Consider the following 20,871-nt stretch of genomic DNA (forward strand, 5'->3'; position numbering starts at 1 on the left):
TCCTTCGTTTAACTTAATCGGACACTTTTATATTATCATAAATAGCAAAAATTAATCGCTTTGTTTTGAAATTGATTCTTTCTTCTATGTTAAAAATTTTTCATTTGTTTTTTAAGAATAATGAAATTAAAAAAGCCAGTCGGAATTACTCCCGACCGACTTTTTGATCTCAATCTTCTTCCACTTGAATAGAAAGACCCACATCCAGTAATTCCTCAACCGTATCAATCACAGAAAACTCCCCATAATTGTATACTGCCTCATTTACAACTAAAATTGGCAAAACTTCCATCCCATTCTTATCAATTAGCGCTTGAACCGACTCTGGCATGTCCACTTTCCCGACTTCTCCTAGCTGAATATCAAACACGATACCTGTATAATCAAAATGGATTTTTCGCTCAGCTTCACTTTGATTCATAAACACTTTCCATATCTCTAGGTTAATCTCAGACTCAATTTCCGCAGAATAAAAATAACTAATTCGCTTCATCTTAAAACTACTTACTTTCTAAATCATGGACAAACAGCCCGCTTAATAATTTCGGTTCAAACCAAGTCGATTTTGGTGGCATAATCTCCGCGGCATCTGCTACATTAAGTAAATCATCCATTGTCGGCGGGTACATCGCAAATGCCACCGAATGACTGCCATTATCCACTAAACGAGTTAACTCTTCTAAGCCGCGTATTCCCCCAACAAAATCAATGCGGTTGTCGCGACGAATATCTTCAATTCCAAAAATCGGCGTTAAAATTTGCGATTGTAATATCGAAACATCCAGCTGACCGATAACATCACTTGGAATCACATCGCTTTTCGCCGTAAGTTTGTACCAATTTCCGTCTAAATACATCCCTACTTGTTTTGGCTTCTCTGGTTTAAAGGCTTCTTTTCCAACCTTCTCCACATCAAAACTAGCCTCTACTTTGCTAAGGAAATCTGCTTCCATTGGCACATTCACAACCCGATTATAATCAAGAATTTCTAATTGATCTTCTGGAAAAACAACTGATAAGAAGAAATTAAATTCTGCTTCTGGTCCGGCGTCTGGAAATTCCTCACGCCGTTTCAAGCCGACTTTTACAGCAGATTCCGTTCTATGGTGACCGTCTGCGATATATAGTGCTGGGACTTCCGAGAACGCCGCTGACAGGTCTTCTAGAATATGAGCGTCTGTAATTGCCCAAGCCTTATGAGTGACCCCGTGGAAGCTCTCAAAGTCGTATTCAGGTTCATTTTCATTCACCCAAGACTCAATAAGTGTATTAATCGCTTCTTTCCCACGATAAGTAAGGAAAATGGGACTTGTATTTGCATCACAAACATCTACATGACGAATCCGGTCTAACTCTTTTTCCTCACGAGTCAGCTCATGTTTCTTAATCTTTCCGTTCAAATAATCATCAATCGACGTACAAACAACCAGTCCCGTTTGCGGACGGCCATCCATCGTCAGTTGATAAATATAAAATGCCGGGTTCGCTTCTCTTCCAAGCCATCCGTCCAACTCAAATTGCTCCAAATTATCAGCCGCCTTTTGATAAACAGCTGGGTCATACGGGGAAATTGCCGGATCTAAATCAATTTCCGCTTTATCAATATGTAAAAAAGAATACTTATTAGCATCACCAAGTTCACGCGCCTCTTCCGAATTAAGTACATCATATGGCAACGAAGCTACCTTTTCCGCTAGATTTTTAATTGGACGTAATGCTTTAAATGGACGTATATTTACCATTGTTATCCTCCTTTTTAGTAAAAGAGCATGAACCCGTCTGGCAATAACCATAAAGTTTCATGCTCTCATTATTTCCCGGGTAATAATTTTAAACTGTCACACCTAATGGTTCAATAACTCGAACACGCAAAACCCCTTGGACAGCCAATAAATCACTTTTCAGTTGTTCCAAATTAGCTTGCGTTTCCTTATCAATATCAATTAAGGTATAGGCATATTCGTTTTTACTACGGTTGATCATGTCTAAAATATTTAGGGAATACTTCCCAAGCTCCGTCGTGATTTGCCCGACCATGTTCGGAATGTTTTTGTGGCAAATACCAATTCGCGGATGCCCGTTATAAGGCATTTCCACATTTGGATAGTTAACAGCGTTTTTAATGCTACCAGTTTCAAGATAATATTGTAATTCTTTTGCAGCCATTTTAGCACAGTTAGTTTCGGCTTCTTCTGTTGAAGCGCCTAAATGAGGAAATACATGCACTTTTTTATGATTTAATAATTCTTTTGTCGCAAAATCTGTAATATATAAACGTAAAAGTCCATCATCTAAAGCTTCTTTCACAGATGCTGAATCCACTAACTCACCACGTGAAAAGTTTAGTAAGACCGCATTATCCTTCACTAATTGTAACGTTTCTGCATTGAACATGCCACGAGTTTTATCCGTTAATGGCACATGAACCGTCAAATAATCACACGTTGCTAAAACTTCTTCAATCGTCATCGCACGTTCCACTTCTTTAGAAATTCTCCAAGCAGTGTCCACCGAAACGAATGGATCATAACCGACCACATCCATCCCAAGCGATAAAGCGTCATTTGCTACCAATGCACCAATTGCACCTAAGCCAATAATCCCAAGTTTTTTGCCCGCAAGTTCTGTTCCCGCAAAAGCTTTCTTTCCAGCTTCGACTTTCTGTTCCACATCATCTTCGGCCGGCAGTTCTTTCACCCATTCCGTACCTTCCAAAATTGGACGCGCCGAAACGAATAAACTTGCAAGAACTAGTTCCTTTACAGCATTGGCATTAGCACCAGGTGTATTGAATACAACAATCCCTTTTTCAGAACAATTTTCTACTGGGATATTATTAACTCCTGCACCAGCTCTAGCCACTGCCTTCACTGTTTCTGGAAAGTCAAAATCGTGTAAGTTATAACTCCGTAGTAAAATCCCGTCTGCTGGCTGATTTGCATCAATCACATATTTTTCAAGATCAAATGTCTTTAAGCCTTCTTTTGCGATAGCATTAAACGTTTGGATATTAAACACGTACTTCTCCCCCTTTTCTTGCATTTGCAAATTTTTCCATAAAGGCGATTAGTGCTTCAACCCCTTCAATTGGAAATGCATTATAAAGACTTGCTCGCATCCCACCCACAGAGCGATGTCCTTTCAAGTTTTTAAAACCATTTGCTTCAGCTTCTTTGACAAAAGCTTTATCAAACTCTGCAGAATTCGTCACAAAAGGAATATTCGTGAGTGATCTTGCAGAAGGTTCGACCGGTGAAGAAAAGAAATCCGATTGATCAATATAATCATATAATAATGCCGCTTTTTTGCGATTTAGCGCTTCAATTCCAGCAACACCACCTTGTTCTTTAATCCATTCGAATACTAATTTTGCTACGTAAACAGCAAAAGTTGGTGGTGTGTTGTACATAGAACCATTTTCGGCTTGTACTTTAAAATCTAACATAGAAGGAAGCCCCTCTACTTTCCCGATTAAATCTTCACGGATGATAACAAGGGTTAAGCCAGCAGGACCAATGTTCTTTTGCGCTCCTGCATAAATCAAACCGAATTTTTTCACATCATAAACGCTTGATAAAATATTAGAGGACATATCTGCAACGACCGGGACAGCTGAGTCTGGCACATCAAACATTGCCGTTCCTTCGATGGTATTATTTGTGGTTACATGTAAGTAAGCCGTGTCACTAGAAACTGTAGGAATTTCAGGAATATAGCTGAAATTGCGGTCTTCCGATGAGGCAATTACTTCCACCTCAACACCTTGAATTTTTTTAGCTTCAGAAATTGCCTTCTTCGCCCAAGATCCAGTGTTTACATAGACTGCTTTTTTACCATTTGCAAGATTCATCGGCACCATATCAAATTGCAAACTTGCGCCACCTTGCAAAAATAGTACTTTGTAATTTTCTGGAATCCCCATCAATTCTCGAATTAAACTCTCCGCATCGTCTATGATGTTTTGAAATAATTCTGACCTGTGACTCAGCTCCATTACTGACATTCCTGAACCATTATAAGAGAGTAGCTCCCTTTGAACCTTTTCAAGTACCGGTACTGGTAAAACTGCCGGACCTGCCGAAAAATTATAAACACGTTCCACTCAACATCTCTCCTGTCATCAAATTTCCCCGATTACTTACAAAAATTTTCACCAATAATAGAATAACTTATTGGTCAGATATGAGCCTTCCTCGTTACACTTATGCTTTTCGAAGTTCTGTTCTTAAGAAATAAAAAAGCCGAACCTGTGATATTCTACACAATATTCGGATTTTTCAGCGCTTAAAAGTAAACACTGCCTTTTGTACTTTTGTATATTATAGCAGAAACAAAGCTGTTTTTCAGAAAATTTATACTAAATCTCCAAATAAATGTGATGTTTAAACATTCTGACATTAAAAAAGCACGAGAATCCGCTATTTGAAGCAATTCTCGCGCATATAAAATTTGAAAACAGCTTCACAAAAGATGTTAGCTATTTTTCACTTTTCGCCCTAAAGTTAACCAATACACCACAAAGAATACAACAAGCGCAATAATTGCTGTGCGGTACATAATGGCATAATTGTAGTAAGTCGCAACAATACTTAAACCAAAACTACCAACAGCCATTCCAATGTCCATCCCCGAAAGAAAAGTACCATTCGCTGTCCCTTTATTATGAGGTGCAGCCCTGTCAACGGCAAGTGCTTGGAGTGCAGGTTGCGACATGCCGTAACCTAGCCCAAAAAACAGTGATGCGATAAATAAGCTGATTGCTCCAGTTGCAAAAGAAAGGATAAGTATCCCAATGATCATGGCAAATGCTCCCGGAATAATAACAAATCGATGTCCTTTTGTATCATAAAGCTGTCCAGCAAACAAACGGCTAACAAGCACCATAATAGCTTGCCCTATAAAGTAAATCCAAGTTGTTGAAATCCCAATTTCTGTCCCGTAGACCATCATAAACGTCTGGATTCCACCAAGCGGAATAGCCATTAATAAACATAGTCCAGCTGGAAGTAGCGCCGTTTTCTCAAATAATTTCATTTTTTGATGTACGATTTTTTCTGACTTTGGAATTTTCACTTGTGTCATTAAAAGTAAAATAAACACCATCAAAACAAGCGAAAAAGTCACTAAAACATCGAAAGAAAAATAATTCATAATTAAAATAGCAATAATCGGCGCTAGTGACATTCCAAGCGCAGTCGTAAGCCCATAAAAGCCAATTCCTTCTCCCGTTCTGCTCGGCGGTACTAATTTAGATACCCCTGTCGCAATTGACGTTGTGCCGATACCCCAGCCAGCTCCGTGAAAAAGCCGTAAAATAAGAAGGGCAGCAACCGCTGTCGACCAATAAAAATTAACTGTTGTTAAAATTAAAATCAAAAAACCTGCAATAATTAATACTTTAGGTCCTAATTTATCATTCCAACTTCCCGCAATCGCCCGCATAAGTAAGGCGACAATTGAAAATAGCCCAACCGCTAAACTAGCTTCCATTTGAGTCCCGCCAAGTTCAATAATACGGGCTGGTAAAGTTGGCATAAACACCATAAACCCAATATATAAAAGCACGCTACCTAACAATAAAAATACGTAGTCCTTCGTCCAAAGTCTTGTCTTCTTTTCCAAAATTTATCCCTCTTTACTCTATATTAGTAGAAATGTTCTTTAAAATAGCCGTGAATTGCTCCAAATCCGCGCGAGTAATCCCAGCAAACATTTTTTCACAACTTGCCTCCACAATATCTCGAAGTTCATTCGTTTCTTTTTTTCCTTTATCTGTTAATGACAAAAGCGAAATCCGTCTATCTTCTGTGCTAACTTCCCTTAAAATAAGCCCTTTTCTCAGTAAAACATCGACAATCCGATTCACTGTTGGCGTGTCCTTTTTCGTCCAAAGTGCAATCTCTTTTTGTGAAATCGGCTCGTTCGCTTCAATACCCTCTAAAACAGACCATTGTTCAGGTGTCACATCATAGCTTGCAATCGAACGCAGCAAAAATAAATGCATTTTCTTCGCTGTCGTATTTACATCAAATGAGATTTCATCATAATATCCGCGCATATTTATCTCCTTTTCATTGTCTTAACAATAATTGTCATAACAACCATTATACATATTGATTGTCTATTTGACAAGAAAAACAGCCGAATAAACGACTGTCTCTACAATAATTCCACATCTATAATATCTCTAAATTCAATTACATATTCATACCCAACAATGTCTTTAAAAACAACTTCTTCTGTTAACATATCTATTTCAAGCGGCACCAAATCTTGCGTTTCAACCTCTCCAAATCCAAGGAAGGCAGCAGGATATTCAAATCGAGTTAGACGTAAAGAAGAAGTATCTACTTCTTGAAAATATTTTAAACGAACGAGCCATTCTCGCTTCGTGGCGTCTTTTAATGTAATGAAAAAGCTCTCGCGTTCTAAAAAATCCACTTCTGGCCGACTCGTCAAAAAAGCAGCATTCTTCTCTGGTTGCACTTGCTCTTTCCGGATTGCCGTAACCATAACTATCACCTCTTAAATTCATTATACGAACAAACGTTCTCAAAATCAAGTATTTAGCTAAAAAAGTTTTTTTATAAGAGCCCGAAACGGTTTAGCGCTTACATAATCTTTTTCCGACAAAAACGCTTGCAAATTAATAAATAGTTGCTATACTTATGTAAGTAAATAACATTAACAGAGGAGTTTTATTATTATGACTAATACATTTTTAGATTCTATTAAAGTTCGTCGTTCCATTTATGCACTAGACAAAAACGTTTCCGTAGAGGATTCCAAAATTGAAGAAATTATTAAAGACGCAGTTAAATACAGCCCATCTTCTTTCAACTCTCAAAGTTCTCGCGCTGTTATTCTTTTAGGAGAAAACCATGAGAAACTTTGGAATATTGTAGAAGATACATTACGTGCTATCGTACCTGCTGAAAACTTTGCAGCTACTGAAGAAAAAGTTGGTTCTTTCCGTGCTGGATACGGAACAGTTCTTTTCTTTGAAGATACAGCTGTTATTGAAGGTCTACAAGAAAACTTTGCGTTATATGCAGATAATTTCCCTGTATGGTCTGAACAATCTTCAGGTATTGCACAACATTCAGTATGGGTTGCTCTTGCAAACGCTGGAATTGGCGCATCTCTACAACATTACAACCCACTAATTGACGATGCCGTTAAAGCTGAATGGAATATTCCTGCAAGCTGGAACTTACGCGCGCAAATGCCGTTTGGTAACATCGTTCAAGAAGCTGGCGAAAAAGAATTCATCGATGACGCTGATCGTTTCCGCGTTTTCAAATAATAAATGTTTCACGTGAAACAAAAAATTCCGCGACCATTAACTGGTATCGCGGAATTTTTATTTTGCCAAACTTTTAAATCTGCTTCTAAGTTCATCACAACTGACAATACCAGCAATCCCGCCTTTAATTTCTCCATCAACAAGAACAAGCGAATTTGGTATTCCTTTTACATCAAATTTCTGAGCTAATGCGCGTTGTTTATCTACATTAATTTTCACAACTTGGACATTACCTTCTTCCATCTCAGCGAATTGCTCAAGTGTTGGCCAAAAGCAGCGACACGGTGCGCACCACTCTGCCCAAAAGTTAAGTAATATTTTAGGATGGCTACTAATAATCTCTTCCAAGTCATCTTCTTTTGCAAAAATAATCGCCATACATATCCACCTCACATTCAGAATATTCCAAAGTTGTATCTTGGTCAAGTAAAGGGTTTTAGAATAGCAATATATCTTGCTTTTTGTTCATTTTTTGACACTTTTGTTTCACGTGAAACATTTTATTTGCTATGTAAGATTTCTAAAATGCGTAAATCTAGCAAACCTGTACTCTTCACTGTCATATCCGCATCACGAAGTCCAGAACCAACACCCACGCTTACAATTCCAGCTGCGTTAATTGCTTCAATTCCAGCTTGGGCATCTTCAATCCCAACTACTTCTGATGTTTCCAAGGCTAAACCGCGACATGCTTCTACAAAAATTTCTGGATCAGGTTTTGATTTAGTGATTTTAGCAGCATCAACAATATAATCAAATTCTTGTTCCATTTCAAGCGCACTCAATACTGTACGAGCATTTTTTGAAACAGAAGCAATCGCGCATTTAAGATTTTGCTTTTTAAGAGCTACTATAAGTTCTTTAATTCCTGGCAAAACATCCGCTGGCGTAATTTCTTTTAGCAAGCTCACATAGAAGTCGTTTTTATCTGCCGCAAGAGCCTCAATCTGCTCTTCTGTAAAATCATTTTCTCGCCCATCTTTCTTTAAAATAAGAAGTAGGGAGTCAATTCTGCTTACTCCTTTTAAATTCTCATTAAATGCTTCATCAAATTCGATTCCAATACTCTCAGCTGTTTTTTTCCAAGCTAAGTAATGATAATGCGCTGTATCTGTGATGACTCCATCCAAATCAAATACTACTCCTTTTAATGCTATTGTCATTCTACTCGTCCTTTCCAAACTGCCGCAACATTTCGTGCGGTTCTTCTTAAATTATTTGGTGTTTCTTTAAGGATACTTTCTAAAGATGCTGGTTTGGCAATGGATGGAAATACTGCGCTGATTCCGACTTCATATACTGCTTCAAGACCCTCACCAACACTTCCACAAATTGCAAAAACTGGTGTTTCTTTCGGCACTACTTTCGCAACGCCAACAGGAGCTTTCCCTTGTGCGGTTTGCCCGTCCATTTTCCCTTCGCCAACAATGACCAAATCAGCATCTTCGCAAACGGTTTTGATTTGAAGAGCTTCAATGACAAAATCAATTCCCGATAAAAGGTTAGCTTTTGCAAACGTCATAAGTCCAGCACCAATACCGCCCCCAGCACCAGCGCGCGGCATTGTAATCATCGCTTGGTTTGCTAATTGATAAAAATGGCGCATTGCTTTATCTGCTGTGGCTAAATCTGCTGCTGCCAGCCCTTTTTGCGGACCAAACACATACGATGCCCCCGACTCTCCACAAAGCGGATTTTCGACATCCGTCACAATATTTACTGTGATGTTTTCTAGTTCAGCTGGAACCTTTTCAGAACGAATGGTTGCTATATCAGCTAAATTTGCGCCAATCGGGTTGACGATATTATTTTCCGCATCTAAAAATTCATAACCAAGTGCACTGGCCATACCAATCCCGCCATCGTTTGAAGCGCTTCCACCAATTCCAATGATAATTTCGGTCGCACCTTGTTTTATCGCATGCAAAATTAGCTCTCCCACTCCTTTAGTACTTACTTGAAGTGGGTCGCGCTTATTCGTTGGAACCAAGTGTAAACCACAAACCTCTGCCATTTCTATTAAAGCTTTTTTGTTTCCATCCGTAAAAGCAACTTGCGCTGAAACCGGGTCACCAAAAGGGCCAGATACATCGATTTTCATTTTTTTCGCGCCTAAAGCATTACTCAAAATCTCTAGTGTGCCTTCCCCGCCATCACTGACAGGGAGTAAATGGTAATCAGCGTCTGGGTAAATTTCTTGAAAGCCCTCTTTAATATACTCTGCCACCTCATGTGCCGTCAAACTTTCTTTAAATGAATCTGGTGCAATAACAATTTTCATAAAGACACATCCTTCTGATCCAGCTCAATGATTAATGTATCCGTTAAATGCTGTTTTTTTCCGTAGATAACTAATTCTAGCACGCTTTTTGTATTTTTTGAAAGTTGTAAAGTGTTTGGTGCGATTTTCACTGAGATTTTTTCGCCTTTCCAGAAGAATTTAAATGCAACAGATTGCCACGCGTCTGGTAAGTTTGGTGCCATTTCAAGTAATTCCTCACTAGTATCCATACCAGCAAAGCCGAAAACTACCGCCAGCCAAATTGCGCCGAGTGATGCAGCATGAAGCCCATCATCTGATGAATGTGGCTCACTTCCAAGGTCAATTAAGCAAGCTTCTTGGAAAAATTGATAAGCTTGCGCACGATTTCCAGTTCGATTTTCTACAATTGCATGGATTGCTTTACTTAAAGAAGAATCATGAATTGTTCGTTTTTCATAGTAATCTAGGTTTTTCTTCACAGCATCTGGCGCAAACATCTTCGGAAACAGGTAAAATAACATCACTAAATCCGCTTGTTTTAAGATCTGTAATTCGTTCACTTCTTGACGAGAATAATCTAGTAAAATTCCTTGTGTTCCTTGTGCAGCCTTATATTTATCTAAGTTTATCCAGTCTTTCTCTAAGAAAGTATCATCTTGCGGGATTAAGCCGGACTTACTAGCGACAGGTAAATAGATTTTTTCAAGAAAATCTTCTGCACGAGCCACAAAATCTGTTTTGTCTTTATTCCATTCCAGCGCTTTTTTCACATTATAGTGGGCCATATAATTCGTATAAGTATTATTATCGATATGCTCCGTGTACTCATCTGGTCCAATCACATCAAGGATTTCCAAGCGTCCATTACGATTAGTTACGCGACTGAGCCAAAATTCTGCTGTTTCAAGGAGTAATTCCGCACCACATTCTGCCATAAACTGCGCATCGCCCGTTGCAGCCTCATATTCACAAACTGCATAAGCAATGTCTGCCACTAAATGATGCTCCGAAATCGCCGAAGCTACCTTTTGGCGTGTTCCAGTCCGAATATTAATTGCTGCAAATTCCGGTGTCTCTTCTTCGCCAGAGAATGCACTTTCCCATGGGTAAAGTGCACCGTTATAGCCGTTTTTCAACGCTTTTTCTTTTGCCTCTTTCAAATGAAGATAACGATATTGCAGTAGTTGTTTGGCAATTCCCGGCTGGTTATAAAGAAAAAATGGCATAATGAAAATTTCTGTATCCCAAAAAACATGCCCTTTGTAACCTTCCCCAGTTAATCCTTTAGCACCAACACTACAGCGAAAATCATCTTTTGGCGTCATAATTTCTAAATGATAGCACGCAAAATCTAGCGCAAACTGGTCAAAATCATTCCTGCTCTCAACTCGAACTCCTGCATCTTTCCAAAAATCCGCCCATAGTTCCTCCGAAGCAGATTTCAGTTCTGCGTAGGTCGCCTTTGGAAGTTCCGCATCCGCTTGATCAAGCGACGTTTGAACCAAACTTATTTTCTCCAAAGTAAATAGTTGATTTTCCGCAATTTCTTGCTCTACTTCCGTCATCAATTGCCGATTTTTCGCAGTGAAAATCCCTTTTTCGTTTACTTTTGTGGCTATTGTAATTCGTTGTTTACTCTCAATAGTCTCATATTCACCAACCATTAGTGCTTCATCAAAAATCCGCAAACTCGACTCCGCTAGCTGCTGTGTTCCAAAATTGGTTTGCTGCGCATCAATCCCCGTCTTTACTTTGACTAGCGCGGCCCCGCTCAAAGGCATTATCTCCACTTTAGCCGCAATAACGTGCTTTACTGCTTTGGAAACAAATCTGTAAAAATTTAGTTGGTATTTTTGGCCCGCGCTACTTTCCCAAGTGATTTTTCGCACTAATTCTCCTGTACTCATATCTAAATAACGTTCGTACACATGCACTTTCCCTGCTTGCATCGAAAAAGTTTCTCCATCGAGCATCACTTGGAAACGCGTCACATCTGGCAAATTCACAAGTTCCGAACTCATCGAACCGCTCGGACGATTGTAAATCCCCGCCACGTACATACCTCGCACTTGCTCAGGATACTCTTCTTCAAGAGCACCGCGAACGCCCAAAAAGCCATTGCCAACAGTCATCTGGCTACCATATTTATTTAGATAATTTAATGCAAATTCCTTCTCGATTATTTTCCTCATAAAGAAACACTCTCACCTTTTTCTGCCGATTCGTATAAACTTTCAACAATTTTTTGTATTATATAACCTTGTTCCGCTCCAGCAAGCTCTATTTTTCCAACACCAAGAACACTATCCACAAAAGCTTTCATACTGTTTTCATGTTTATTCTCGTCCAATTGTTCTAACTTCTCTAACAACTGAAATTCACCTGCATTATCTGTATAAATTTCAGCCGGATATAAACTGCCTCCTGCTAAATCTCCAAAAAAAGCAACATTTAGCATATTTTCCGGTTTAATATGGAGTGCAAAAGAAGTATCAATCTCAATCAATCCGCCATTTTCCAGTTCAATAAAGCCGAATAAAGAATCCTCCACTGTATATTTTTCCGGATCCCACGAACCAAATGTCCCCGCACTTTTCTTGGTTCCGATTTTTTGAAAACTTTTTGCCGTTACTTTCTTCACTTTTGGGAAACCAAGGACAAACATCGCTGCGTCAAGCATGTGAATTCCCATATCAATCAGCGGACCCCCGCCTTGCATTTCTTTATTCGTAAAAGTTCCCCAACCTGGCACGCCAGAACGACGAAGCGCAGTTGCTTTCACACAATAAATTTCCCCTAAAAGCGCTGAATTTCTCTTCAAAAACTGCGCTTCACTGGAAAAACGATGATGAAAATCATATGCCAAAATCGCATCCTTCTCTTTCGCCAGATCCCACATTGCTTTCGCTTCCGCTGCACTCATTGCAGGTGGCTTTTCACACATAACAGCTGCACCATGCGACAGTGACAACATCACATTGTCAAAATGGAAGCGATTGGGTGTACAAATACTAACAATATCGATTTTCTCAACCGCAAACATCTCTTCTGCGGTAGCATAATGTTTCTCGAAGCCATTGTTCACACGGAATGCTTCGCCCCGTTCCATACTTGGATCACAAACAGCTACAAGCTCCAGCTCATTTCTTGTCTTATAATACGCAGCGTGGACTTTCTCGGCGACTTGTCCAGCTCCTATGATTGCAACTCTTTTCTTCATATCCGAAACTCCTTTTAGAAAAATCCGTCCGCTTTAATTGGGACGGATTTTCTATTTTAAATTAAACAGCTTTTTAAGTGTTCTAAAGCATCTTTATAAGCTTGTTCTGGATTTTCACTGCGAACACGACATTCAAAAGTTAAAAATCCGTTGTAACCATTCTTTTTCAGTTGATCAAAACTTGTTTTAAAATCAAGGCTACCGCTTCCTGGTTGATAGCGATGATTATCAGCAACATGAATATGACCAATCGAATCTTTATACCTCTCAAGTGCAGCAGGAATGCTATCTTCTTCAATATTCATATGATAGAAGTCAGCGATAATTTCTACATTTTCAAGATTATTTTCATCAATATATTTCTGCGCATCACTTAGCAAATTAATCATATGGTCTTGGTATCTGTTAAGTGGCTCAAGATAAACTTTCGTGTCAGTTTCTCCAGCAATTTTATCCAAATAAATTAATGATTCACTTACTGCTTTGAAATCACCAGCTTGACTTCGCGGTGAAACCATTGGCGGAAGACGATAAGTGAACATCCCCCACGCCGCTGGAACGACAATCCCTTGCCCACCAACTTCTGCTAAAGCTTCTAAAATCGCCTTAATTTCTTCTAAACCGTTCAATCTGCGCTCTTCAATGAAGTCACCAATCCAGCCGTCATAGCCACCACATGCAGTACTAACAGGTAGCCCCGTTTTTTCGATAGCTTTCTTCACTTCGTCCAAATTTTCAACAAGTAATTTACCATCAATTTCAAAACCTTCAAAGCCCATTTCTTTTACATAAGCAAATTTTTCTTCTATATTTTCCGGGAAAAATGCTTGGTTTTGTGTGCCTAATTTCATTATTATCGCTCCTTAAAGGGTAATTCCCATTTTAATACTCAAATCAGGTTGTTGGTCGACATATTTCATGTAACTCTCCGCCGAATCAGCGAATGGAACAACTGGATCAATAATATCCGAGCAATCTAAGTAGCCATTCATCAGTAGTTCCCAACAAGTTTCCTCGATACGTTTGCGGTCCCAGCGCGGATAATCCGGGTTTGGCTCACTAGCCGCACGTGAAAAGACGATTTTTGCATTGTTAAAATGTGCTTCTCGTCCAAGATTAAATCCTTCTGGGAAAGGTTTCGCGAATGCTACATAAGAAATCGTTCCACCATAAGCAATACCGCGAAGTGCTGCTTGAAGTGCCGCTGCGTTTCCGCTTGTTTCAATGATAGAATCAGCGCCAAGCTTACCAGTAAGGCGTTTCACTTCTAAGCCAACATCTGTCGTAATCGGATCAAACGTAGCATCTGCTCCATGTTTTTCAGCGATTTCACGACGATGACTAAGAGGATCGACCCCGATAACAACACTTGCGCCCGCTTTTTTCGCTAGTTGAATTGCAATTTGACCAATCGCGCCAAGTCCAACAACGACAACGTAATCCCCAGCACGAACATGTGCATCTCTCACGCCACTCATCGCAAATTGAGCCGGATCATAGCACACTGCATTTTTCCAATTAGCTCCTTTTGGCAATTTACGTAATTTATAATTATCGACAGCTTTCACAATAACGGTTTCCATAATCGGTCCATACGAACAAACCGTGTCCCCAAGCGCATATTCCGTCACTTTGCTCCCACATTCAACTACTTCACCAACGACCATGTTGCCTAGCTGAAACTCGCCAAACACAATGCCTCGCGCACTATTTGTTTCACGTGAAACAAATAAGTTCCATTCAGGCGAAAATTCTTCATCAATAAAAGGACTAATTCCTCTAAAATCAACCACTTCTGTACCATGTTTTGGCGAAGCGAACTCCACTTTAATTTTTACTTCATCTTCTAAAACTTCACGATCATGATATTCTACTAATTCCGCCACACGAGGGGCAGTCGCTACTAATTTTTTCATGTTAAATTACTTCCTTTCTTATCCTTTAACTCCACCATCAGTTAAGTTTCCTTTGATAAATCGTTCTGAAATTGCGTACATAATAACAACTGGTAGCGCCGTTACAAGCGATGCCGCCATCATTCTACCCCAAATATAATCTGGTGTACTAAATAGTGTGTTTAAGCCAATTGGTAACGTGAATTTCTCTGAGCTAGATAGGAAAATCGAAGCAAACAGATAATCATTCCAAGCTACCATGAAGCAATATACAAATACAGAAACAATACCTGAAATCGCAAGCGGAACGATAATCCGTAAAATAATCTGGAAGCGATTCAACCCATCCATCATTGCTGCTTCTTCAATATCAGAAGGGATTGTGTCAAAATAACTTTTTAGCATGAATACCGCGGTAGGTAGTGTTTGTACAACCATCGTGATAATTAAAGCTGTTTCTGTATCATACAATCCCAAACTCGAAATTATTTTGAACAATGGAACGATTAACAAGATTCCAGAGAACATGTAAACCGTATAAAAACTTGCATTAATCGTCATCCGCCCTTTAAAGCGTAATTTCGACAACGCATAAGCGCCTAAAATTCCCAAAACGACCGCAATTCCCGCCGCAAAAACCGAAACCACCAAGCTATTTTTAAAATACGTTAAAAACGGAAAAATATCTGGATTAAAAATATCAATATAATGCTGGAATGTAAAATCTTTCGGGAAAAATGTTGGATGCGTAGAAATGGCTTCTTTGCTGCTCTTAAATGAAGTCATTAACATAATCGCAAAAGGGAACAACGTGATACATAAAAATGCAACCATCGTCACATAAAACGCGATTTTCTTCGTTCTTTTTGACTTTTTACTACTTACCGCCATTCAAATCCACCCGCTTTCTTGCAAAAATAATCACAACAAAAATAATGACAAATAATATGACAGAAATCGCTGCTGCTTTTCCTAAATCATTGAATGCAAATGCTGTTTTATATAAATAAACTCCAAGGATATTTACTTTATTCGTGAGTAAGTATACATCGGTGAACATATAGAACATCCAAATCGCCCGAAGCGTAATAACTGTTGCGAGTACCGGCATAATCGCTGGCAAAGTAACGATTTTGAATTTATCCCAAATGTTCGCTCCGTCCATATCAGCCGCCTCATAAAGCGACTTATCCACCGTTTGCAAAATCGCCAAAAACGAAATAAATGCATACGGGAAATAACGCCATATCGCAAAAAAGGTTACTAAAAAGAAACTAGAAACTGGATTATCAAACCATAACGGCGCTTCTTTGAACATATGAAGCACATCTACAGTCATAAAGTTTATCACACCATAACCATTATTAAACATATACTTCCATGCAAAAATAAGAGAAATAGATGGTGTTACATAAGACAAGATAATAAGCGACCTAGCCGTTCTTCTAAAGCGGAATTCGCGGTTAAAAAATATCGCCACAAGTAGTCCCATCCCGGTGCTTCCAACTACTACAAGTGCCGTATAAGCCACTGTAAGACCTAGTGATTTATAAAACTCTGGATCTTTTAAAATATCTATATAGTTTTGTAAACCAACAAAGACCGATTTAATGTTGGGGTTAAGCGGCATATCTAAAAAACTAATCTGGATATTTGAAATCATCGGATATAAAACAAGTGCTGCCAGTAAAACAAAACTTGGCGCAAGTAAAATCATAGCTAACTTAAAGTCGGATCTTTTATATACTTTTGTTTTCATAATGCCTCCTTAAATCAAAAAGCGACGTGCTAAACTGTTAAAAAAGACGGGGAGACTCAACTCTCCCCGCTATTTGATTATTTACCTTCTTCAGCTTTCTTCTGCGCTGCTTTTAAGTCCGCCGAAACATCACCGCCACCAACAGTTACGTTATTAACCATTTGTGCGATAATTCCTGAGCTAGTAATATCTCCCATTTTTGTAAGATTTTTACCGTCAACAAGCCCGAAAACTTGGATGTCATTGAATGATGCTGCAATTTCATTTGGAAGTTCACCAAATGATTTGATTACTTCATTTTCTTTATATGCTTTTTGTTCTACTACTTCTTTATTTACTGGTTGCGCACCACCTGGGGACATTAATACCCACGTTGCCATATTTTCTGGCTGCGATAAATATTCAACAAATTTCTTCGTTGCTTTCTTTTGCTCATCATCAAGCCCTGCTGAAATAGTTAAACCAGAAACTGTACCATAAACCGCTTTTTCTTTTTCTTCCGGAATTGCGAATCCAATGTTAGACGGATCGCCTTCTTCATAAACAGAAGGAAGAATATACGTAGAATACATTGCCATTGGAACAGTTCCATTCATAAATGCATCTTTAATTTCAGTTACATCATTTGAACCAGGCATTGTATATGCTGAAAGATCTTTATAATATTGAAGCGCTTGTTTCATTTCTGGTGTATCAATCGTTACATTACCTTTTGCATCTAAAACATTCGCTTTGTTAGAAAGTGCGAATTGAGAAAATGCTTGCTCACTCATTGTGCTTTCTGCTGTTGGAATAGCAATCCCATATTTTTTATCTGCTTTATTTGTGAATTTTTTCGCTACTTTTTCAATATCCGCCCAGTTTTTTGGTTCTTCAAAACCAGCATCGGCTAAAGCTTTTTTGTTATACCAAATACCTTGAACCCAACCGCTTAGTGGTGCAGCGATATAGCTTTTACCATCTTCAGAACGTACTAAGTTTGTTGCTCCTTCGTAGTAGTTATCCGCTCCAATAGAGTCAATAACTTCTTTCACTGCATCTTGATCAATTAACTCATCTTTATCCATTACTTTGGCAAAATCTTGGCTGACTTCCATGATTGCTGGCAATTTACCAGAACGAGCAAGTGTAACTACTTTTGTATTAAAAGCATCTTCTTCAACTGGAATTTGTTTAATCTTGATTGTTGGATTTTTTTTCTCAAAATCAGCAATTAATTTTTTAATAACATCTAAACGCTCTTTTTCAACGGATGAATGCATAAATTCCACTGTTACTTCCTTACTACTAGACCCTTTTCCCCCACATGCAGCTAGAACCGCACTTAGAACCAACACAACAACAAGTAATACAAGACTCTTTTTCTTCATTTTTGTTCCTCCCTGTAATTTTTGGTTTTTAGCCAGCAGAATTCATAGCCACTAAGCTTTATGGAATCGCTCCCAGTTACCGTGGAGCCCGTATAAAGATTTGTATAAACACCGCTGTCTAGTGAATACTTCACTTCTTTTTCTGATAAATTATGAATCAATATAATCGATTCCGCGCCAGATGATCGCTTAATAACAAACAATTCCGCCGTGGATTCTAAAACTTCCATCGGTATTTCTGGATGGAAAAGTGATTCCGCTTTTCGGGTGCTAATTAATTTTGTTAACGCATCATAAGTTTCTTTTCGTAAGGAGCCAGCTTTTTCTAACTCAACTGCAATTTCCTCCAAATCATATTTCTTTCTATTAATGGAGCGATTGTGGCCAGTTATTTCTACGCCTGAATAATCATTGCGGCTTCCTAAAATACTTTGAATATACACTGCTGGGACGCCTGGGATAGACATTAATACCGCATGAGCCACAAGGAATCTCGCCAGTCTCAAATCATCTGTGTCCGCCTGTTTACTTAATGCATCCATGTAAGTCACATTAATCTCATAAGGACTCATAGAACCATCTGGATTTTGCTTATATGAAACGAGCGCGCCTTCTTCCTCCAAATCATTCACTAACGCCAAAATTTCCGCTTCTGGGATAATGCCGCGTACTGGATTTAATCCAATTCCATCATGTGAGGCAAGGAAATTAAAGAATGTCCGCTTGCCTTCTGGTAACTCTAAATTCTTCGCCCAATTACTTAAAAACTCCGCATTGCCATGGTGTATCGCATGGAGCACAAGTGGCGGAAGTGGGAATTGATAAACCATATGCGCTTCTTTTTCACCATTTCCAAAATAACTGATATTATCAGCATGTGGCACATTAGTTTCCGTTATAATAATTGTCCCCGGTGCTGCAATGTCTACTAGGTCTCTAAATAATTTCACGATTTCATGCGTCTCTTCCAAGTGAATCGAGCTTGTTCCCGGCACCTTCCACATAAATCCAACCGCATCAAGTCGCACATATTCTGCTCCTTCTTCTAGATAGAACATTAAAACATCAATCATCTTATAAAGCACTTCCGGACAAGCAAAGTTCAAATCAATCTGATCCTCACTAAACGTCGTCCAAATATAACCCTCTTTACCAGAAGCAAATTGAAATGGCGTAAGCACTGGTGTGGCGCGTGGTCTTGTAACCGAACTAAGGTCAGCATCCGGATCCATCTCCACAAAGAAGTTCTGAAACTCTTCGTCACCCGCCAAATACCGCTTAAACCAATCACTTTTTGCAGACATATGATTACAAACAAAATCAAACATCAAGCGCGCCGATTGTTCCATTTCCTTAATATCTGTCCAATCACCAAGCTCCGGATTTACTGCCTTATAATCAATAACCGAAAACCCATCGTCCGATGAATAAGGATAGAAAGGTAAGAAATGCACTACTTCAAAAGTCGATTTTAAATAACGATCATACATTTTCTTAAATGTTGGTAACGTTTTTTTGGATTCCTCTTTAAACTGATCTCCATATGTAATTAAAACAATATCCTTCTCGTCCCATTTATCTTTTCGTACTAACTTTCTTTGTTTCGTTTGGTTTACCCGTTCTTCAATTCTCGTTGCTAAATTCTCAACCACATCTTCAGAATATAACCGCGAAAGTCGTTTTCTTAAATTCGTCATCATTTACCTCCTAACCGGGAGCGCTCCCACAAAAAGAATTATAGTATGGAAAGCGCTTTCTGTCAAACAGAATTTTAAATGAGTTTTCTAATGTGTTGATAGTATTGGGTTTTTATCTCTCCATTACATCTAGTTGGACATTTAGCGTAAAATTGAGTAATATAAACATGGATGATATTGACCGGAACCGATACCGGAAACAATAGAGAAAGGAAGATTACCTTGGCAGCTACCATTTATGACATAGCAAAACACGCGGGAGTTTCAAAATCAACGGTATCTAGAGTACTTAACAATCAAGCTAATATTTCCAAAGAATCTAGGCAAAAAGTATTAGAAGCGATTGATGAACTCAACTACCAACCAAGCAAACTAGCTCGCGCACTTACTTCTTCTGGCTTTGATGCTATCATGGTTATCTCAAATCGCTCAACAACAACTACAGCAGGGAACCCATTTTTTTCCGAAATAATTCAATCCATATCCACTCAAGCTGAGTTGGAAAATTTTGACCTCATCCTTCAGACTGCCAAAAACAGTGAAGACGAACTCAAAAAATGTCTCTCGAAAATCCAAGAAAAAATGATTAAAGGCATAATTATGTTAAGTTCCCCAGCTGATGAAGATTTTTTTCATCAATTAGATCCTTATAATATACCTATTGTTGTTACTGGAAAAGTAGAAGGCCATTACAAAAATATTTATTCTGTTGATACAGATAATTTTGGTGATAGTTATGCTCTAACTAAACATTTAATCACACAAGGTCATAAAAAAATTGCTTGTATTCACGCACCACTTGATTATCATGTTTCGATTGATCGGCTCGCTGGATTTCGAAGTTGTCTATTTGATCACAAATTAGATCTTCGTAACGACTGGATTATTGATAGCGGCTATAACATTGAAGACAGCTACAAAGCCGCACTACGCCTAATGGAAGGTTCGGATAAACCAACCGCCGTTTTCGCAACTGATGATTTAAAAGTCCTTAGTATCTATAAAATGGCCGCGGACAAAAATTTGCAAATTCCTGCAGATTTTTCCGTTATCGGCTATAATGATAAAGTAGCATCGTCTTTCCTATCACCACCGCTTACTTCTATTGACATTCCTATTAACAAATTAGGAAAAAAAGCGACTAACTTATTATTCCGCTTAATCCACCAAGATAAAAATGTCCCAAAAACAACCATTATCCAAACCGAAATGATTGAACGTGAATCCATTCAGAAAATAAACTCCTAAGCTTATTTTCTGAATTTACTTGGTCCTGTAGCTCAGTTGGGAGAGTATCACCTTGACATGGTGGGGGTCGCTGGTTCGAGACCAGTCGGGACCATTTAACAAAAAAAGCATTC

The 20,871-nt window shown here is 38.7% G+C and carries 20 protein-coding genes and 1 tRNA gene; 3 read left to right on the plus strand and 18 right to left on the minus strand.

All coding sequences use genetic code 11. The features are described from left to right. Positions 1-169: 169 nt before the first annotated feature. The 7 genes from HCB45_RS05750 to HCB45_RS05780 all read right to left on the minus strand — a co-directional run bounded on the left by HCB45_RS05750 (position 170) and on the right by HCB45_RS05780 (position 6,513). On the minus strand, positions 170-493 hold the full coding sequence (locus tag HCB45_RS05750) for a hypothetical protein (protein WP_185619196.1): 324 nt from the start codon (positions 491-493) through the stop codon (positions 170-172). Positions 494-500: 7 nt separating this feature from the next. Beyond that, the gene (locus HCB45_RS05755; RefSeq protein ID WP_185619198.1) at positions 501-1,742 is read right to left on the minus strand and encodes a DUF1015 domain-containing protein; all 1,242 of its coding nucleotides are present in this window, start codon (positions 1,740-1,742) and stop codon (positions 501-503) included. A gap of 88 nt (positions 1,743-1,830) precedes the next feature. Then, positions 1,831-3,018, minus strand: a complete 1,188-nt coding sequence (locus HCB45_RS05760; RefSeq protein WP_185319647.1) for a phosphoglycerate dehydrogenase — start codon at positions 3,016-3,018, stop codon at positions 1,831-1,833. Next, a complete protein-coding gene (gene serC, locus HCB45_RS05765; RefSeq protein ID WP_185319646.1) occupies positions 3,011-4,102 on the minus strand; it encodes a 3-phosphoserine/phosphohydroxythreonine transaminase in 1,092 nt (363 codons plus the stop codon). The genes HCB45_RS05760 and serC overlap by 8 nt, the downstream gene beginning before the upstream one ends. A 371-nt stretch (positions 4,103-4,473) precedes the next feature. Next, positions 4,474-5,622 carry a lmo2826 family MFS transporter gene (locus tag HCB45_RS05770; protein WP_185319645.1) on the minus strand — a complete coding sequence of 383 codons (1,149 nt, stop codon included), beginning with the start codon at positions 5,620-5,622 and terminating at the stop codon, positions 4,474-4,476. A gap of 13 nt (positions 5,623-5,635) precedes the next feature. Further along, positions 5,636-6,058: a MarR family winged helix-turn-helix transcriptional regulator gene (locus tag HCB45_RS05775; RefSeq protein WP_185319644.1), complete on the minus strand. Its 423-nt coding sequence runs from the start codon at positions 6,056-6,058 to the stop codon at positions 5,636-5,638. A 101-nt stretch (positions 6,059-6,159) separates the two neighbouring features. Next, a complete protein-coding gene (locus HCB45_RS05780) occupies positions 6,160-6,513 on the minus strand; it encodes a hypothetical protein (protein ID WP_185319643.1) in 354 nt (117 codons plus the stop codon). Positions 6,514-6,706: 193 nt separating this feature from the next. Here HCB45_RS05780 and HCB45_RS05785 point away from each other — a divergent pair, with 193 nt between their 5' ends. Continuing rightward, positions 6,707-7,306, plus strand: a complete 600-nt coding sequence (locus HCB45_RS05785; RefSeq protein ID WP_185607949.1) for a nitroreductase family protein — start codon at positions 6,707-6,709, stop codon at positions 7,304-7,306. 57 nt (positions 7,307-7,363) lie between these two features. Here HCB45_RS05785 and HCB45_RS05790 read toward each other — a convergent pair whose 3' ends face one another. From HCB45_RS05790 to HCB45_RS05840, 11 genes are all read right to left on the minus strand, one after another. After that, complete coding sequence (locus tag HCB45_RS05790; protein WP_003727589.1) at positions 7,364-7,684, minus strand: thioredoxin family protein; 321 nt, start codon at positions 7,682-7,684, stop codon at positions 7,364-7,366. 122 nt (positions 7,685-7,806) lie between these two features. Then, complete coding sequence (gene pgmB, locus HCB45_RS05795) at positions 7,807-8,469, minus strand: beta-phosphoglucomutase (RefSeq protein ID WP_185319641.1); 663 nt, start codon at positions 8,467-8,469, stop codon at positions 7,807-7,809. Continuing rightward, the gene (locus tag HCB45_RS05800; protein ID WP_185619200.1) at positions 8,466-9,587 is read right to left on the minus strand and encodes a glycerate kinase; all 1,122 of its coding nucleotides are present in this window, start codon (positions 9,585-9,587) and stop codon (positions 8,466-8,468) included. Before HCB45_RS05800 ends, pgmB begins: the two co-directional genes overlap by 4 nt. Next, entirely contained in the window at positions 9,584-11,761 is a 2,178-nt protein-coding gene (locus tag HCB45_RS05805; protein ID WP_185619202.1) for a glycoside hydrolase family 65 protein, read from the minus strand. The genes HCB45_RS05800 and HCB45_RS05805 overlap by 4 nt, the downstream gene beginning before the upstream one ends. Further along, the gene (locus HCB45_RS05810; protein ID WP_185319638.1) at positions 11,758-12,789 is read right to left on the minus strand and encodes a Gfo/Idh/MocA family protein; all 1,032 of its coding nucleotides are present in this window, start codon (positions 12,787-12,789) and stop codon (positions 11,758-11,760) included. The genes HCB45_RS05805 and HCB45_RS05810 overlap by 4 nt, the downstream gene beginning before the upstream one ends. A 56-nt stretch (positions 12,790-12,845) precedes the next feature. After that, on the minus strand, positions 12,846-13,640 hold the full coding sequence (locus HCB45_RS05815) for a sugar phosphate isomerase/epimerase family protein (RefSeq protein WP_185319637.1): 795 nt from the start codon (positions 13,638-13,640) through the stop codon (positions 12,846-12,848). A gap of 12 nt (positions 13,641-13,652) precedes the next feature. Continuing rightward, positions 13,653-14,705, minus strand: a complete 1,053-nt coding sequence (locus HCB45_RS05820) for a zinc-dependent alcohol dehydrogenase (RefSeq protein WP_185319636.1) — start codon at positions 14,703-14,705, stop codon at positions 13,653-13,655. 18 nt (positions 14,706-14,723) lie between these two features. Beyond that, on the minus strand, positions 14,724-15,575 hold the full coding sequence (locus HCB45_RS05825; RefSeq protein ID WP_185309442.1) for a carbohydrate ABC transporter permease: 852 nt from the start codon (positions 15,573-15,575) through the stop codon (positions 14,724-14,726). After that, positions 15,562-16,443, minus strand: coding sequence for a carbohydrate ABC transporter permease (locus HCB45_RS05830; RefSeq protein ID WP_185319635.1), 882 nt, complete (start codon positions 16,441-16,443; stop codon positions 15,562-15,564). Before HCB45_RS05830 ends, HCB45_RS05825 begins: the two co-directional genes overlap by 14 nt. A gap of 77 nt (positions 16,444-16,520) precedes the next feature. Next, positions 16,521-17,813 (minus strand): ABC transporter substrate-binding protein, encoded by a 1,293-nt coding sequence (locus HCB45_RS05835; RefSeq protein ID WP_185319634.1) that lies wholly within the window; start codon positions 17,811-17,813, stop codon positions 16,521-16,523. Further along, a complete protein-coding gene (locus HCB45_RS05840) occupies positions 17,810-19,510 on the minus strand; it encodes a sugar phosphorylase (RefSeq protein ID WP_185619204.1) in 1,701 nt (566 codons plus the stop codon). The genes HCB45_RS05835 and HCB45_RS05840 overlap by 4 nt, the downstream gene beginning before the upstream one ends. Positions 19,511-19,732: 222 nt before the next feature. Between HCB45_RS05840 and HCB45_RS05845 the strand changes: the two genes are divergently transcribed. Both HCB45_RS05845 and HCB45_RS05850 read left to right on the plus strand, forming a co-directional pair. Then, positions 19,733-20,758 (plus strand): LacI family DNA-binding transcriptional regulator, encoded by a 1,026-nt coding sequence (locus tag HCB45_RS05845; RefSeq protein WP_003764667.1) that lies wholly within the window; start codon positions 19,733-19,735, stop codon positions 20,756-20,758. Positions 20,759-20,779: 21 nt separating this feature from the next. After that, positions 20,780-20,852 (plus strand) — tRNA-Val (locus tag HCB45_RS05850). Positions 20,853-20,871 lie beyond the last annotated feature (19 nt).

The sequence above is a fragment of the Listeria farberi genome (genome assembly GCF_014229245.1).
Classification (GTDB): domain Bacteria; phylum Bacillota; class Bacilli; order Lactobacillales; family Listeriaceae; genus Listeria; species Listeria farberi.